This is a genomic window from Nocardia sp. NPDC059240 (genome assembly GCF_042753865.1).
Taxonomy (GTDB): Bacteria; Actinomycetota; Actinomycetes; order Mycobacteriales; family Mycobacteriaceae; genus Nocardia.
On the sequence record NZ_JBHZAC010000003.1, the window covers coordinates 1 to 15,071 of the forward strand.

Here is a 15,071-nt window from a genome sequence, read left to right on the forward strand (position 1 = left end):
TTCCCAGCACAACCCCTAACCGCTCGTGTCCATTTCTTTGGGGTGCGGTTTTTTTTATTACTTCGCCCCCACCCTCCCCGTCGCGCCCGCGCCGCCCCCCCCCGGGACTGTGTATTATCGGCGCGATGACGACTCATTCTGAACCAGGATTGGGGGTCTCGTTCGCAACAGGTGAGTGCTGATGCTCCCTGCGAACGAGAACGATTCCCGAATTTCCCTCTGGCTGCGCGTGCGGGAATACGCTGTGCCGCCCTCCATGATCGAAACCGCGACCGCCCGGCGTTTGGTCGGCGACTGGGGCGGAGCCTGTGCCGCAGCGGGTTTCGATGTCGATATCCATCTGCGGGCACTCGCTCGCACGCACGGCCGTGCGCTCGCGACGCGGGTTCGGTCCGATCTGCGATATCTGGCTCCGGATCTGCTGCGCTGGCATATGCCCAGGATCGCTCCCGACGGACTACTGCGGCCGGGACTCACCCTGACCCTCGCCCGATATCGCAGCGACGATGAAACCCGGTGCGACAGTGCCGGTCCCGTGCACCTCGTCGTCCGCACCGCACCGGCGTGGGCGGACGCCGGTCAGCGGATAAGCCTCAGCCTGTGGGATGAATCCGGCACCGATGGCGGACCGCATCCGCACGCAACGCCCGATCGGCGCTTCCGGCTCGACCTGCACCGACACCTGTGGGATGCACGACGCAGCGATGAGCTGCGAATACGTTCCGGGGCAGCACAATTCGACGCTAATCCTGGGCCGGTGCCTGAGTTCGCGGCCGACGCGCCGCCGGGCAGCGCCGTCGGCCGCTGGGCAGCCGAAGCGGCGGAACTGTTGCACGACACGGGCGACTCGACGGGCCCGCTACTGATCCGACTCGGGTCACGGCACCACTTCGTCGTCGAGCTGCGGCAAGACTCGAATAATGTTCCGGCACTGGATATCACGCCGGACTATCCACGCGGGCTGGAGTCCGCATTGCCGATGCTTCCGCACGCGGCGACCTGGACACCACCCGATCTGGAATTACTCCGCGCGAATGCGATCACCCCCGACCGACTGCATCCACTGGTGGCCGCAGCCCTCGCCCCAAACCCACCGCCGAGCGCAGCCAGTCTGCCGAGTGTGGATTCTTCATCGGCCCACAGCGCTTGCGCCACAACGCCGCCCAGTGATCCGCGGGTGGTGGAGTGTCGTGGTGCGCGGCATCGGATCGGGTTGCGGGGCGGGGTGCTGACCGCGTTGGACCATCCGCCCGAGGAGATCCGGCGGGAGGAGCTGTTGGTTGCGTTGAGCGGGACGCCACTGCCCTGTTTGCAGGCGATCGATCGGGCGCACCGGCATCCGGATTGTCTGGCCGGGGTTCGGGAACGGCTGAGTCACGGTGATATCGGCGGTGCGCTGGCCGTCGTCGAGGAGTTGCTCGGTCCGGGGGCGGCACTGCGCGAGGGCGCGTTGCGTGACGCGCTGGAGGCGGCGGCGCGGCGGCGGATCACCTACGGGCTGTTCCGCGCCGGGCTGACCGGATTCGAACCACGGGCTCCACGGCCACCCCGGCCGCCGCACCGCACGCATCCGCGGCACGCCACCCGCGACTGACTTCCGCCGCTCCGCCACCCGCGGATGCTTCGCTTTCCACTCGATTCTCTTCGACCCCAAGGTGATTCACACATGACTCTTATTGCCCTGTGCCCTGCCGATTCGGCCCCCGCGCACCCCTCCCAACTCGATGTCGCCGGACAACTGCTGTCCCTGCTGGGCGAAACGACCACCGAACCGCGCCCGGACATCCAACTCGAAGCCCTGACCCTGGCCGTGGCCGCCGATCTGCCGGTGCTGCTGTGGGGCGAGCCGGGCATCGGCAAGACCGCCGCGCTGACCCAGCTCGCCGAGTCCCTGGATCTCCCGCTCACCACCGTGATCGCGAGTGTCCATGAGCCATCGGACTTTTCGGGTCTGCCGATCATCGGCGACGACCCCGCGTCGCAGGGCGTCCCGATGGCCCCGCCGGACTGGGCGGTGCGCCTGGTTCAGGCCGGGCGCGGGCTGCTGTTCCTCGATGAACTCTCCACCGCGCCGCCCGCCGTGCAGGCCGCCCTGCTGCGACTGGTGCTGGAACGGCGGATCGGGTCGCTGCAACTGCCCGCCGGGGTCCGCATCGTGGCCGCCGCCAACCCGCGCTCCTCGGCGGCCGACGGCTGGGAGTTGAGCCCGCCGCTCGCCAACAGGTTCGTGCACCTGCAGTGGACCCACGATCATGAAGTGGTGGTACGCGGGCTGCGCGGCACCTGGCCGCGCGCGACACTGCCCGCGCTCGATCCCGGGAAGCTCTCGGAGGCAGTGGATTTCGCCCGACGCGCGGTGTGCACGCTGCTGGCCGCGCGCCCGGCGCTGGTGCATCAGATGCCGACGAGCGAGACCCGTCGCGGTGGCGCCTGGGCTTCGCCGCGCAGCTGGGAGATGGCGTTGCGGTTGATCGCCTTCGCCACCGCCGCCGGCTCGGGCGCGGATGTGCTCTCGAAGCTGGTGCGCGGCACGGTCGGTGACGGTCCCGGCTTCGAATTGCTCACCTGCATCGATCGTTTGGATCTGCCCGATCCGGAAACACTGCTCGCCGATCCGGCGGCCGCCGTGCTGCCCGAACGCGGTGACCTGCGGCAGGTGGTGCTCGACGGCGTGGTGGCCGCGGTCCGCAACCGGCTCGACAAGACCCGCTGGGACGCGGCGTGGGCACTGCTGGTGAAGGCCGTCGACACCGGCGCGCCGGACCTGGTGGTCGTGCCCGCGACCACCCTCGCGACCCTGCGCCGAAGTGATTGGGACATACCGCAATCCATCGAAGAGCTGGCGGGCATGGTGTCGGTGTCACGGGGTGCGGATCGGGCCGCGAGCCGGATCGCGGAACAGCAAGCTCGGGCCGCCGCCGAGGCTGTACGAGTATGAGTGCCGCGCGATTGGATCGCGACAAGCTGTATGCCGCCCGCCTGCTGGCCGTGCGCGCCCGGCCGTTCCTGGCCACCGCACTGTTCGCGCTGCACCTGGTGGAGTCGCCGCGGGTCCCGACCATGGCGGTGGACCGGTATTGGCGCTGCTACGTGTCCCCGGCGTTCGTCGACCAGACCCCGGTCGAGGATCTGGCCTCGGTGCTGGTGCACGAGGTGTCGCATCTGCTGCGCGACCATCACGGGCGCAGTGACCGATTCGCCAAGTGCCACAACCTCACCGGCGCGGCGGAACGACTGCGCATGAACATCGCCGCGGACGCCGAGATCAACGACGACGCGTTCGGCGACGGACTCGTCGAACCCGCGGGCGCGGTCACGCCCGCGCTGCTGGGGTTGCGGGCCGGTGAGCTGATGGAGGACTACCTGCTCCAGTTCCGGCTGAGCTACCGCACCCAGGACCTGGCCTGGCTCGACTGCGGCAGCGGCGCGGACGGCCTGGACCGCGACTGGGATCTCGGGCCCGACGACGCCGACGGGCTCTCCGAGCAGGAACGCGACGGCGTGCGATTCCGGGTGGCGCAGGCCATCATCGGCAATCCCGGCAACGGCCGCGGAGGCTGGCGGCGCTGGGCCGAGGAGGCCATGCACCCGCCGCAACCGTGGCGGGAACTGCTCGGCGCGGCACTGCGCTCGGCGGTCTCGGCGGGCGGCGCGGGCGACGACTACTCCTACGGTCGTCCGGCCCGACGCTCGACCGCGCTGCCGGGGATCGTGCTGCCGAGCCTGCGCCGCAATCCGCCCCGGGTGAGCATCGTCATCGACACCTCCGCCTCGGTCAGCGACGCCGAATTGGGTAGTGCGCTACTGGAAACCGCGGCCGTCACCCGCACCGTGGGCGGCCGCCGCGACCTGGTCACCGTGCTGTCCTGCGATACCGCCGCCCGCGTCGCCGATCCGCTGTGCCGCGCCGAGGGCATCCCGCTCATCGGCGGTGGCGGCACCGACCTGCGCACCGGATTCCGCAAAGCCCTGTGCACCCGCCCGGACGCGATCGTCGTTCTCACCGACGGCCAGACCGCCTGGCCCGCCGTCAAGCCGTACTGCCGCACCATCATCGGCCTGTTCCGCCGCGAATCCCGGTGGAGCGAGGGCAATCCCGACTATGTCCCCGACACTCCCCCGAGCTGGGCCCGGGTGGTGCACATCGGGTGACGGCTACGAACCCGCCTGCGCGCCCAGGTAGTTCAACAGGATCTGAGCGTCGTCGCCGTAGTCGACGTGAGCGTTGGAGGCGTAGAAGTTCGCGAGGGCGAAACCCTGGGTGGTGAGGCGGGAGAGCTCGTCGAGCCGCTCCGGGGAGGTGAAGGTGAGGACGGTCTGGACCGCGGCGTGCAGGTTGGCGCGGACGGTGGAGGTGAAGGGGCCGATGAGGGCGCCCGCCAGATCGAGACCGGCCTGGGCGAGGGCCGCCGCCTGACCGGTGACGTGCGGGCCCTCACCGGTGATGGATTCGACCGTGCGCCACAGGGTGTCCTCCAGTTGCCCGGCGTCGGCGGCGATGCGGGGGAGGTCGATGCGGGTCATCAGGTCGGCGATCATGCTCTCGGCGGCGGTCCAGCCGGAGGGGTCCACGGCGGCGGCCGCGCGGATGACCGAGGCGATCAGCGGGAGGTCGACGCCCTCTGCGGCCTTCACCGTCGGGGCCAGCGCGGCATTGAGATCGGCCGCGATCTGGTGCGCGGCGGTGAAGTCGCCGGATCCGATCAGATCGGGCAGGGTGGTGAGGCTGGTGAGCAGGCCGGGCAGCTTGGCCGCGGTCGCCGTCCAGCCCGCGCCCACCTTCACCGCCTGCGCGATGAGGGTGGTGGAATCGGTGGTGACGGGAATGACCGAGGCGATCGGCGAATCGTCACCGCTGAGCACCTTGCCGAGCGCCGCGAGGAACGGCGACGCGGAGGAATTGAGCGAGCAGTACAGGTCTCCGTCGACGCACAGTGTGCGCACCCGGTCGGTCAGCGCCCCGAAATTCTGGCTGCGCGTCCCCGCGATCCCGTGCCCGGGTTGCGGATTGCCCAGGGAGAGCGTGGTATTCGGGTCGCGATGCGGATCGGCCAGCAGCCCGACCCCGACCACCCGATCCGCGCCGATGGGGCCTTCGCCGTTGCCGATCTCGGTCGCGAAGTCCCCGATGCCGTCCGCGCCCTGGCTGTATCCGGCCAGCAGCACCCGCGTCGAGGCGCACAGCCCACTCACCATCCGGGTCAGCTGCGCCTCGAGGGTGCGCAGCGACTGCGCATAACTGAACCCCTGATCGAACGCGCTCGACGCATACGGCGCATACAACACGGTGATATCCCCACCGAGCTGCTGCTGCAACCCATCTCCGATCGGCCGCAGCATGCCCACCGGCACCGTCGGATCCGCGTCGTACCGCGTCTCCCACGTCCCCGGCGCCATGATCGCGGTATACGGAGTACACGACTGCCCGCCCCGCGGCTCCGCCTGCGCGGTACCGGCCACCGCGGTCCCGGCCACGGCAGCCGCAACCAGGATCGACGCGCACGAAGACGCCAGCCTGCTCATCGTCCAATCCCTCTGTTCCCGGCGGAGTTTCGAACAAGGTCAATTCTGACCACTCACGCCCAACTCCGCAGGCTTTTCAGAGACATATCCGTTTCAGATTCTCGGATCGTCAGGGTTTCGCCGGTCCGGCGTCGCGGCGGACTGCGGTGACGGCTTTGCGGGCGGCTACCTGGATGGGGTCCCAGACCGGGGAGAAGGGTGGGGCGTAGCCGAGGTCGAGGGCGACTATCTGGTCGACGGTGAGGCGGGTGGTGAGGGCTACGGCGGCGGTGTCGATGCGTTTGGCGGCGCCTTCGCGGCCGACGATCTGGACGCCGAGGAGGCGGCCGGTGCGGCGTTCGGCGAGCATCTTGACCGTCATGACGGCGGCGCCGGGGTAGTAGCCGGAGCGGCTGGTGGATTCGATGGTGACGGTGACGAATTGGAGGCCGGCGGCGTGGGCGTCGCGTTCACGCAGGCCGGTGCGGGCGACTTCCAGGTCGCAGACCTTGCTGACGGCGGTGCCGACGACGCCGGGGAAGGTGGCGTAGTCGCCGCCGACGCCGGAACCGATGATCTGGCCGTGCTTGTTGGCGTGGGTGCCCAGCGGGATGTGGCGCAGCTCGCCGGAGACGAGGTCGAGGACCTCGACGCAATCGCCGCCCGCCCAGATGTTCTCGTGGCCGCGCACTCGCATGGCGAGATCGGTGAGCAGACCGCCGGACTCCCCCAGCGGCAGGCCGGCCGCGCGGGCGAGCTCGGTGGTGGGGCGTACGCCGATGCCGAGCACCACCACATCGGCGGGGTATTCGGCCTCGGCGGTGGCGACGCCGGTGACCCGCCCCTGCTCGTCGGTGCGCACGGCGGACAGTTCCACCCCGCAGACGACCTGAATTCCCATGCCCTGCATGGCCTTGCGGATCAGCACGCCCATATCCGGGTCGAGGGTGGCCATGGGCTCGCCGCCCCGGCTGACCATGGTGACCTGAAATCCCCGGTTGATCAACGCTTCTGCCATCTCGACGCCGATATAGCCCGCGCCCACCACTACCGCGCGCCGGCCCGGGTTCGATTCGAGGGCGGCGATCAGGGCTTGACCGTCGTCGAGAGTCTGCACCCCGTGCACTCCGGGCGCGTCGATGCCGGGCAGATCCGGGCGGATCGGTGTCGCCCCGGTCGCGATCACGAGCTTGTCGTAGCCGATCCAGTCCTCACGCCCGGTGTCGAGCTCACGCCAGCGCACCCGCCGACCGTCGACATCGATCTCCAACACCTCGGTCCGCAGGCGCAGATCGATCTCCCGCGCTCGATGTTCCTCCGGTGTGCGCGCGATCAGCTCATCCCGGCCACCGACATCCCCGCCCACCCAATACGGAATCCCGCACGCCGAATACGACGTGAAATGCCCCCGCTCGAACACCACGATCTCGAGCTCCGCCGCACCCCGCAACCTGCGCGCCTGAGAGGCCGCAGCCATCCCCGTCGCATCCCCGCCGATGATCACCACACGTTCGCCCATATCCCCACCGTAGTCGCCGTGCACTCCGATCGGGCGGACAGAACACGCCACGCGACGGACAGTCGGCGGAACACAATCCGCTCTTGATGCATCGTTTTCAGACTGACGAGACCACACCGCACCGACGTGCCAGCGATCACACGATGTGCAATTTCCTGCAATTGACCGGCGATTCAGAAGACACCGGCGAACTTGTAGAACGTTTTTGATGCACAGCGATACATTCTCGTGATATTCGGTCCATACGTTTCAGACCAGGCGGATTTCACCCGCCGACATGATCCGAAGGACTGAGATGCTCCATACCGATATCCCCACCCACCGTGAGATCGAGGACCTGGCGTCCGCCGGCGATCCCTGGTCGGTATCGATCTACACACCGACCGAAATCGGCACGCCCACACCGGAACAGCATCGAATCGCCTTCTCGAATCAGGTGCGCGAGGCGCTCGATCACGTCGATGACCGGCACGCACGCGACGCGCTGGCACAGGAGTTGGACGATCTCATCGACGACGAGGACTTCTGGCGCTTCCAATCCCGGACGCTGGTGGTGCACGCGACGCCCGACCGGGTGCGGACCTACCGCATTCCGAATCGGCTGGGCGCAGATGTCGCGGTCGGTGACCGGTTCTTTCTGAAGCCGCTGCTGCGCGCGGTCACCTTTCCGCAGGCCGCCTTCGTGCTGGCGCTCGCCGAGGGGTCGGTGCGGCTGATCGAGGTCTCCGCCGACCGGCCCGCGACACAGGTGTGGGTTCCCGGAATGCCGACCAGCGCAGCCGATTACGTCAGGAAGGCGTCGCTGAGCGGCCGCGCGCCCAAGCGCCGAATCCAGGGCACCGAGGGTCGCAAGCTGCGGGTGCGCCAGTATGCGCGCGCCATCGATCAGCAACTGCGCGAGCCGCTTTCCAGTCGCGACGTGCCGCTGATCCTGGCCGCCGCCGAACCCGTCGCCACCCTGTTCCGCTCGGTCAACAGCCACCATGTACTGCTGCCCGAGACGATTCCCGGCAACCCCGAACACCTCACCGTCGCCGACCTCGCCGACCGGGCCCGCCAGGTCCTCGACCGGCACTACGCCGCCGAACTGACCGACCTGAGAACACTTTTCGACAAACGCCGCGAGGAGGGCCGGGCCGGTACCGACCTCGCCGAGATCGCTCGCGCCGCCACCTTCGGGACCGTCGACACCCTGCTGGTGGATATCGACACCACCATCCACGGCACCCTCGACCCCGACGACGGATCGATCACCTTCGCCACCGATTCCGATATCACCGCACCCGGTGTGGTCGACGAGATCGCGCGCCGCGTGCTGAGCACGGGTGGCACGGTGCTCGCGGTGCGCGCCGACGACCTGCCCGACGCGGCACCGGCCGCCGCAATCTTCCGCTACTCGCTGTGACCCAGGAGGACCATATGAATACTCGAGCAATTCGTCTCGGAGCCGCGACCCTGTGTGCCGCACCGATGTTCGCCGTCGTGCTCACCGCCGAGGCCGGGTTGGCGGCGGCCGGGACGGGTAGCGGCAGTGGCAGCAGCGGCTCGTCGAGCGGGAGTGCGGGCAGCTCCTCCGGCAGTGCGGGCTCGGGCAGTTCGTCGGGGAGTGCGTCCTGCGGGCACCAGGTGGTCGGACCACTGTCCACCAAGGGCTGGACGCCCATCGAAACCGCCGGGCCGCAATTCGTTTCGGGTCCGCAGTCGACCGGCGCTACCGGGTCGGGAGCGCTGCGCTTCGCGATCACCGACACACCGGGCAAGGTGACGTACTTCCAGCCCACCCGCACGACATTGGGGCAGGCCGCGAACCTCGGCTACACCATGTATGTCGATCACGGGCTCGAACCGTCGTTCCAGCTCCGAATCAATGGCGCCGATCGAACAGACGGCGCGGCATCGGGTTTCACCACGCTCGTCTGGCAGCCCCATCGCAACGGCCTCGACGCGGGCACGAATCGCTGGACGCCCGCCACGAATCTCGAGCACGGCATGTGGTGGAGCACGAAGTCGATCGCGGGCGCACCGGGTGGACAGGGTCAGCCCGTCCCACTCGCCGCGATCGTCGCGGCCAATCCCCGCGCGACCATTACCGCCTACGGCGTAAACCTCGGCACGGCAACCACATCGGAGCTGTCCTACGTCGACGCAGTCACCTTCGGATGCGACAGCTGGTCCTTCCGGCCGGGGCCGTCCTCGGGGTCCGCGTCCGGGTCGTCGAGCGGTAGTTCCCGCTGAGCACAGCGACATTCACGGTAGGCGGCGCAACTGAAAGTAGCCGAGGACACCGGACAGGGCGTAGGCGAAGACCATGGCGACCGCCAGCGGCCAAGCCCAGGAATTGTAGGGATCGGAATGGAACAGACCGACGATCTGCACCAGCATCAGCGCCGCGCCGATAGCCGCGCCGATCATCATGGGCAGCAACGCGATCCGGGTCGATCGATCCGAGACCGGCAGCGAATAGGCCAGCGAGGCGAGCACCGCCGCGTTGGCGACCAGCACGGTGCCGGCGCTCACCCAGACGAAGACCCGCGCCGGACCATCCAGTTCACCGAGGTACCGGGTCGGTTCGAAGGGCGCGTCCGAGTACGCGTAGAGCACGATCATCGCCACCGCGATGACGGCGAAGACCCCGACCATGCGGCGGACGAAACGCACACGCCCCCAAGCCCGTCCGACCGTGATCAGCAGCATGCCCGCAGCCGCCACCTCGACGAGATCCCCGATCAGATTGCTGAAATTGGCCAGGTGGATCTCGTCGGGCGTGGCGTGGTCGAGCCATTCGCTGGCGATGATCGTCGGGTGGGTGAGCAGCGCGCCCAGCATGAGCAGTGCCAGCGTGATCGTCATGGCGCGCGAGGCCGGATGGCTGCGCCACAGGCTCAGCCGCAACCCGACCGCGGTGGCGGCGACGACCAGCGCCGCGATGAGCAGTGCCGTCGTCATCACAGCAGCCTCTCGCCGATTTCGCGCCGCTTGCTCCGGCGTTGTTCGCTTTCCGCATGCCGCGCGTCCCGGGCCTCGCGGCGCGCGATCGCCGCCCGTTCGCGCGCCACCGCCTCCTCCAGCAGTTGCAGCATGGGAATCGCGGCGACCGCATCCTTGGCGGCGGCCTGATTGACCTCGTTCTTGTCGATGAGTCCGGCCGCGAGCAGCCCCTCGACCGGGTTGACGCCGTAGGCGCGGGCCAGTTCGATCACGGTCTCGGCCACCGGCGGGTCCGACTCCTCGAGGTGTCGTTTGATGCGGGGCCCGTTCGAATTCAGTCGCTCGGCGATTGCCCGGGTGCTGTCCCCCCGGGTCACCGCACGCTTCCACGCATCGAACGATTGCGTCATGGTCGCATCTTCCTCGCAAGCCGATGGGTCGTGTCCGTTCGGACGGCATCGAACATTACCGTATCCATCCACCATTGAACCGATACCGTCATGCATGACCGCAATCACCAGCTGGCCGAAGAAGGCCGCTGAACAGCGGATCGAATAGACAATTCATCCCATTCCCGAACATCTTCGATGCAACCTGGGTCGTCGACGTTACAGACCGAGAAAGGCCGGCCATGACCTGTCCAACCAGCGAACGCACGGTTCGCCGTGGAATTGCCCATGGCGTATCCATCGGCGCTGCGGTACTGCTGCTCATCACCGGCGCCCTGTCGATCCTGATGGGCATCTCCGCAGTGGCCGATGATGCCCTTTTCATCGTCGGCGTCGACTACATCTACGAACTCACCACCACCGCGTGGGGCTGGATCCACATCGGCATCGGTGCGGCCCTGATCGTCACCGCCGTGGGGTTGGCCGCCGAAACCCGGTGGGGCCGTGGCGCTGCCATGAGTATTGCGGCGCTGTCGATCGTCGCGAACTTCCTGTCGGTGCCCTACGCGCCGACCTGGTCGATCCTCATCATCGCGCTCGACGTCGCCGCCGTCTGGGCCGTCTGCACCTGGCGCGGTACCGCCGCTTGATCCTCGGCGTCGAATCGCATTCGGGTCCGGTCAGGATGCCCAGAGCGGCTCACGCGGGAGCGGCGGCAGGTGGGGTGCGCAGCCGGGGGTGATGATCACGTCGGGGTCTGCGGCTCCGCCGAAGCGGGCGGCGAAGCGCTCCGCGTCGGCGCGGGTGCAGCGATAGTCGCGGTAGGCGCCGGATCGCTTGAAGATCAGGCGAATTCGATAATCCGTGGACATCATTGGGGCAGCGCTCCCAGCACGGCGACGATGGGGGCCACGATCAGGGCCACGGGTATCCACAGCGGTGCGGTGACGGCCGCGAGCAACATCAACACGAGGGTTCTCCGTTCATTCGGTACGCAGCAACTGGAGCCAGATGATCGGCGCGTCGGGACTTGCACAGTCGGCGAGAACGACCGTGCCCGAAGGGAATCGGGCGATGGCATCGGGTGTGACGAAGGGTTGGTCCGAGCGGCCGCCGGCGGGGCGGTCGGCCACCGGCGGCAGCCCCGACACCCGCGGCGGGAGACCGTCGTAGAGCGCGCATTTCCACCACTGCCCGGGCGGAGCCGACACCGTGACCTCGCCACCGGGTCCGGTGTCGATGATCGGCTGGGCGGCGGCGGTCCCGGTCGCGCCGTACAGCGCGAGCCCCACGACGGACGGCACAAATATCGACAGTGAGCGGATCGATTTGACGGACAAGGCCGTTTACTCCTCCCTGAATTGTTCGGGTGATATCGGAAGACCGATTTCACTGGGGACGCAGGACGTATCCGACGCCGCGCACGGTGTGCAGAATCCGCGGGCTGCCACTCGCCTCGAGTTTGCGCCGCAGATAGCAGATGAAAACGTCGAGCACGCTCGAACCGCTTTTCGGGTCGTAGCCCCACACCTGTTCGAGCAGTCGTTCGCGGGTCACCACCACACCGGCGGCACGGGCCAGTAAGGCGAGCAAGTCGAATTCGGTTCGGGTGAGCGGGATCTCCACACCGGCGCAGCAGACCCGGCGGCCGGGCACATTGATCTCCAGGTCCCCGACGTGCAGCGTGCTGCTCAGCCGCGCACCGTTCTCGACGCGCCGCACCAGCGCCTTCACCCGGGCCGCCAGCTCCGGCATGGTCACCGGGCGCAGCACGTGATCGTCGGCACCGGCCTCGAGCATCACGACCGCGCGCTCGGCGGACTCCGCGGGCCCGACCGTGCAGATCGGCACCCGATTCCCGGTCTGACGCAAGGCGATCACCACCGATTCGCCGTCGAGCACCGGCAGATCCAGGTCGAGCACGGCGGCAGTGGGGTGGTAGGCGGTGACCGCGCGCAGCGCCTCGGCGCCGTCGGCGGCGGTATGCACCACGAACCCGGCCGCGCGCAGGCTGCGCGCCATCGATTCCCGGCGCGTCGGCTCGGCATCGGCCAGCAGTACCCGCTGCCGTCCGGGGGCGGTGGCGACCGGCCGGTTGGGCGGCAACGGGTGGGGGTGGGTGCCGCGTGTCGGGATCGGGCGCGCCGCGGTGCGCAGGGCACCGGGCATCGGCGGCCGCGAGAGCACGGGCGACCGCATGACATCGCTGTCGAAAGGTTTCATGAAGACGACGCTATGAATCCCTTTCGACTGCCGCATCGGTCGAGAAGTAAGTAGTTCATGCGATATCGGTCACCACATCGGTCACCCGATCGGATATCTCCATTGAAATCGCAACACTGTCTTGCCTTTTCAGAGACTCACAATGTCACCGACGTGACCATCACCACTCGGCACCATTCTCGATTGACTGCCGCAGCGCCTCGAGTCAATTATCTTGCGGCGCTGCGAATAATTCGCGTCCAGCCACCGAAATAGTTGGGATCGGCCAGGAAAGAGGATTGCTGTGGACTGTATTCGAGCGGGTCGGCGACAGGTCGCCCGGTGCGCGGGCGTGGGCGCCGCGGTGATCGTCGGGGTCGGCGCGCTGGCCTGCGGCGCGGCCGACGCGGACACCTTCGTGCCGTTGCCGGACGGCACCAAGGCCGGAGCGGACGGCGTGGTGATCACCCGCGACGGCGAACATGCGGTGGTCTCGTCGTCGCTGGCCGCCAACGGCACCGGCCGGGTGGTCTGGGTCTCCGGGCGCGCGAGTGCGGATGTGCCGAACGCGCCGGTGGCGCAGCCGGGCCCGAACAACGGGCCGTTGAACATGCCGGGCTCCAACGACTCCTCCACACACGGGGCGTCGCAGATCAATACCGGCTACCTGGTCGGCTGCCAGGTCGATATCGCCAAAGACGCTATCTCGGCGGGGGTTTCGGGCGGCGTGAGCCTCTCGGGCCCCAGCGCGGGCGGGTCGGTGGGCGTGAATCTCGGTCCGGGACAGGTGAAGTTCGTACAGATCGACTCCAAGGACATCACCGAGCCCGGCACCTGGGCCGTGGAGTACCGCGATGCCGAGATCCATGTCGAGGGCTGCGCCGGATTCGCGCAGGCCCGCGCCTACACCATGGTCGAGGTCGTCGGCGCCCACTACTCCAAGACCGCCCTCTACGGGCAGCCGTTCGCCCTCGGCTGAGCCGAGAACACCTACCGCACCATCGATTTCATCGGGAGAACACCATGAGCAGACTCGACCTCGCGACCCGCGTGGTGGGCGTGGGCCTGGCCGTCGCGCTACTGGCCCTGGACCACGCGGCACAGGCGACCGCCGACACCGTCGTCCCGCTGCCCGGCGGCGACCTCACCCAGACCCTGTCGGACGGCACCGTCGTCCAGGTCCGGCTCGACGGTGAGTCCGCCGACATCAACCCCTCACTCGGCGCGACACCGCTGCACCGCAACGCCTGGGTATCGGGCACCGCGCACCTGGACATCTCGGCCGACAGCACCGCCACCGGCGGCAAGATCTACCCCGGCTACACCGTCGGCTGCCAGGTCGACATCTCCGGCGGCGGTGTCGACGGCAGCCAGAACGGCTCCCTCGACGCCACCGGCAAGCCCGCCGTATCCGGCACCGGTGGCGGCAACCTCACCCTCGGCCCCGGCCAGGCCCAGTCGTTCTATCTCCTCGACATCGAGCAGCCCGACGACTTCGGCAACGAAATCCACTACACCCGCAATAAATTCAGCGGCAACAGCGGTTCGGTGGCCTGGAGCGACGAGACCATCGCCCTCAACGGCTGCGCCGGCGCGGCCACCGCGCGCGCCTTCGTCAGCGTGGAAGTCGAGACCGACCACGTCATCAGCTGGACCACGCTGTGGGGCAAGCCCTTCAGCCTGGGCTGAGCTCATGGCATCAGGCCCCAGGCTTGTAGCAGGTAGGTGACGTTCGCGGCAACACCGGAGACGACGTCCGCGAGATTGACGGCGGCTGAGCCCAGATTGATCAGCGGAATCATGGTCTTCTCCTCGATTTACGTTGCGGGACAATCACAGTGACGCGGCCGCCTCGTCGATGAGGTCGGCCACCGGGACCGGGCGCGACGCCAGTGAGGCGTGGCCCGCGTCGAGTTCGATCGTCTTACGCGGGTTCATCCGCGCGGCCATCATGCGCTCGTTGTCCGGGTCGATCATGCGGTCCAGCGTCGACACCTGATACCAGGTGGGCTTGGCGCGCCAGGCCGGGTCGCTGATCGCATCGCCGAAAGTCGTTGCCAGCGGCGGCTTCTGGGTGACGGCGAGCACGCGGGCCTCGTCGGCGGGCAGGTCCTGGCAGAAGTCGTGGTGGTAGCGGTCCTGCGGAATCCACAGGTAGCCGAATTGATCGGTGGTCAGGTCGGCGATCGCCTGCGGTGGCCGCTGCTGACTCAGGCCGCCGGGGCTCTCCCCCGCGTCCGGGGCGAACGCGGCGATATAGACCAGGCCGACCACATTGGGCAGCGTCCCCATCTCGGTGATCACCGCGCCGCCGTAGGAGTGCCCGACCAACAGCACGGGCCGATCGAGCAGCCGCACCAGCTGACTCGTGCGTTCGGCGTCGGCGCCCAGGGAGGTGAGCGGATTGTCGACCGCGTACAGCGCGTCGTAGCCGCGCTTGTCGAGTTCCCCGATCACCTTCGCCCAGTGGGCCGCACCGCCCCAGAAGCCGTGTACCAGGACAATGGCGGGTTTTTCGGTCACGTCGGTCC

At 68.4% G+C, this 15,071-nt stretch carries 16 protein-coding genes; 8 read left to right on the top strand and 8 right to left on the bottom strand.

Going from position 1 to position 15,071, the window contains the following annotated elements; translation table 11 throughout:
* Positions 1–181 precede the first annotated feature (181 nt).
* The 3 genes from ACFXHA_RS10250 (at position 182) to ACFXHA_RS10260 (ending at position 4,152) form a co-directional block, all read left to right on the top strand.
* Positions 182–1,594 carry a hypothetical protein gene (locus ACFXHA_RS10250; protein ID WP_379355082.1) on the top strand — a complete coding sequence of 471 codons (1,413 nt, stop codon included), beginning with the start codon at positions 182–184 and terminating at the stop codon, positions 1,592–1,594.
* A gap of 72 nt (positions 1,595–1,666) precedes the next feature.
* A complete protein-coding gene (locus ACFXHA_RS10255) occupies positions 1,667–2,938 on the top strand; it encodes an AAA family ATPase (RefSeq protein WP_379355084.1) in 1,272 nt (423 codons plus the stop codon).
* Positions 2,935–4,152, top strand: a complete 1,218-nt coding sequence (locus tag ACFXHA_RS10260; protein ID WP_379355086.1) for a VWA-like domain-containing protein — start codon at positions 2,935–2,937, stop codon at positions 4,150–4,152. Before ACFXHA_RS10255 ends, ACFXHA_RS10260 begins: the two co-directional genes overlap by 4 nt.
* Before the next feature lie 3 nt (positions 4,153–4,155).
* On the opposite strand, the gene ACFXHA_RS10265 is transcribed toward ACFXHA_RS10260, so the two are convergent.
* Positions 4,156–5,523 (bottom strand): cutinase family protein, encoded by a 1,368-nt coding sequence (locus ACFXHA_RS10265; RefSeq protein WP_379355088.1) that lies wholly within the window; start codon positions 5,521–5,523, stop codon positions 4,156–4,158.
* Positions 5,524–5,632: 109 nt separating this feature from the next.
* On the bottom strand, positions 5,633–7,021 hold the full coding sequence (locus tag ACFXHA_RS10270; RefSeq protein ID WP_379355090.1) for an FAD-dependent oxidoreductase: 1,389 nt from the start codon (positions 7,019–7,021) through the stop codon (positions 5,633–5,635).
* Positions 7,022–7,316: 295 nt separating this feature from the next.
* On the opposite strand from ACFXHA_RS10270, the gene ACFXHA_RS10275 reads away from it, so the two are divergent.
* Together ACFXHA_RS10275 and ACFXHA_RS10280 are read left to right on the top strand one after the other, a co-directional pair.
* Complete coding sequence (locus ACFXHA_RS10275; RefSeq protein WP_379355092.1) at positions 7,317–8,426, top strand: hypothetical protein; 1,110 nt, start codon at positions 7,317–7,319, stop codon at positions 8,424–8,426.
* 14 nt (positions 8,427–8,440) lie between these two features.
* Positions 8,441–9,256 carry a hypothetical protein gene (locus tag ACFXHA_RS10280; RefSeq protein ID WP_379355094.1) on the top strand — a complete coding sequence of 272 codons (816 nt, stop codon included), beginning with the start codon at positions 8,441–8,443 and terminating at the stop codon, positions 9,254–9,256.
* Between the two features lie 12 nt (positions 9,257–9,268).
* Here ACFXHA_RS10280 and ACFXHA_RS10285 read toward each other — a convergent pair whose 3' ends face one another.
* Positions 9,269–9,967: a hypothetical protein gene (locus ACFXHA_RS10285; RefSeq protein ID WP_379355096.1), complete on the bottom strand. Its 699-nt coding sequence runs from the start codon at positions 9,965–9,967 to the stop codon at positions 9,269–9,271.
* Complete coding sequence (locus ACFXHA_RS10290; protein WP_379355098.1) at positions 9,967–10,359, bottom strand: hypothetical protein; 393 nt, start codon at positions 10,357–10,359, stop codon at positions 9,967–9,969. Before ACFXHA_RS10290 ends, ACFXHA_RS10285 begins: the two co-directional genes overlap by 1 nt.
* 221 nt (positions 10,360–10,580) lie before the next feature.
* Between ACFXHA_RS10290 and ACFXHA_RS10295 the strand changes: the two genes are divergently transcribed.
* Positions 10,581–10,988: a hypothetical protein gene (locus tag ACFXHA_RS10295; RefSeq protein WP_379355100.1), complete on the top strand. Its 408-nt coding sequence runs from the start codon at positions 10,581–10,583 to the stop codon at positions 10,986–10,988.
* Between the two features lie 30 nt (positions 10,989–11,018).
* On the opposite strand, the gene ACFXHA_RS10300 is transcribed toward ACFXHA_RS10295, so the two are convergent.
* The 3 genes from ACFXHA_RS10300 to ACFXHA_RS10310 all read right to left on the bottom strand — a co-directional run bounded on the left by ACFXHA_RS10300 (position 11,019) and on the right by ACFXHA_RS10310 (position 12,561).
* Entirely contained in the window at positions 11,019–11,213 is a 195-nt protein-coding gene (locus ACFXHA_RS10300) for a hypothetical protein (RefSeq protein WP_379355102.1), read from the bottom strand.
* A gap of 108 nt (positions 11,214–11,321) precedes the next feature.
* The gene (locus ACFXHA_RS10305) at positions 11,322–11,678 is read right to left on the bottom strand and encodes a hypothetical protein (protein ID WP_379355104.1); all 357 of its coding nucleotides are present in this window, start codon (positions 11,676–11,678) and stop codon (positions 11,322–11,324) included.
* A gap of 49 nt (positions 11,679–11,727) precedes the next feature.
* A complete protein-coding gene (locus tag ACFXHA_RS10310) occupies positions 11,728–12,561 on the bottom strand; it encodes a response regulator transcription factor (protein ID WP_379355106.1) in 834 nt (277 codons plus the stop codon).
* A 331-nt stretch (positions 12,562–12,892) separates the two neighbouring features.
* Here ACFXHA_RS10310 and ACFXHA_RS10315 point away from each other — a divergent pair, with 331 nt between their 5' ends.
* Together ACFXHA_RS10315 and ACFXHA_RS10320 are read left to right on the top strand one after the other, a co-directional pair.
* Complete coding sequence (locus tag ACFXHA_RS10315) at positions 12,893–13,519, top strand: MspA family porin (protein ID WP_379355108.1); 627 nt, start codon at positions 12,893–12,895, stop codon at positions 13,517–13,519.
* Between the two features lie 44 nt (positions 13,520–13,563).
* Positions 13,564–14,229, top strand: a complete 666-nt coding sequence (locus ACFXHA_RS10320) for an MspA family porin (protein ID WP_379355110.1) — start codon at positions 13,564–13,566, stop codon at positions 14,227–14,229.
* Between the two features lie 144 nt (positions 14,230–14,373).
* Here ACFXHA_RS10320 and ACFXHA_RS10325 read toward each other — a convergent pair whose 3' ends face one another.
* Positions 14,374–15,063 (bottom strand): alpha/beta hydrolase, encoded by a 690-nt coding sequence (locus tag ACFXHA_RS10325; RefSeq protein ID WP_379355112.1) that lies wholly within the window; start codon positions 15,061–15,063, stop codon positions 14,374–14,376.
* Positions 15,064–15,071 lie beyond the last annotated feature (8 nt).

What these genes read in the sequence shown, in the direction of transcription:
- ACFXHA_RS10250 (WP_379355082.1), top strand. Translation starts at nt 182, where the DNA reads ATGCTCCCTGCGAACGAGAACGATTCCCGAATTTCCCTCTGGCTGCGC.
- ACFXHA_RS10255 (WP_379355084.1), top strand. Translation starts at nt 1,667, where the DNA reads ATGACTCTTATTGCCCTGTGCCCTGCCGATTCGGCCCCCGCGCACCCC.
- ACFXHA_RS10260 (WP_379355086.1), top strand. Translation starts at nt 2,935, where the DNA reads ATGAGTGCCGCGCGATTGGATCGCGACAAGCTGTATGCCGCCCGCCTG.
- ACFXHA_RS10265 (WP_379355088.1), bottom strand. Translation starts at nt 5,523, where the DNA reads ATGAGCAGGCTGGCGTCTTCGTGCGCGTCGATCCTGGTTGCGGCTGCC.
- ACFXHA_RS10270 (WP_379355090.1), bottom strand. Translation starts at nt 7,021, where the DNA reads ATGGGCGAACGTGTGGTGATCATCGGCGGGGATGCGACGGGGATGGCT.
- ACFXHA_RS10275 (WP_379355092.1), top strand. Translation starts at nt 7,317, where the DNA reads ATGCTCCATACCGATATCCCCACCCACCGTGAGATCGAGGACCTGGCG.
- ACFXHA_RS10280 (WP_379355094.1), top strand. Translation starts at nt 8,441, where the DNA reads ATGAATACTCGAGCAATTCGTCTCGGAGCCGCGACCCTGTGTGCCGCA.
- ACFXHA_RS10285 (WP_379355096.1), bottom strand. Translation starts at nt 9,967, where the DNA reads ATGACGACGGCACTGCTCATCGCGGCGCTGGTCGTCGCCGCCACCGCG.
- ACFXHA_RS10290 (WP_379355098.1), bottom strand. Translation starts at nt 10,359, where the DNA reads ATGACGCAATCGTTCGATGCGTGGAAGCGTGCGGTGACCCGGGGGGAC.
- ACFXHA_RS10295 (WP_379355100.1), top strand. Translation starts at nt 10,581, where the DNA reads ATGACCTGTCCAACCAGCGAACGCACGGTTCGCCGTGGAATTGCCCAT.
- ACFXHA_RS10300 (WP_379355102.1), bottom strand. Translation starts at nt 11,213, where the DNA reads ATGATGTCCACGGATTATCGAATTCGCCTGATCTTCAAGCGATCCGGC.
- ACFXHA_RS10310 (WP_379355106.1), bottom strand. Translation starts at nt 12,561, where the DNA reads ATGAAACCTTTCGACAGCGATGTCATGCGGTCGCCCGTGCTCTCGCGG.
- ACFXHA_RS10320 (WP_379355110.1), top strand. Translation starts at nt 13,564, where the DNA reads ATGAGCAGACTCGACCTCGCGACCCGCGTGGTGGGCGTGGGCCTGGCC.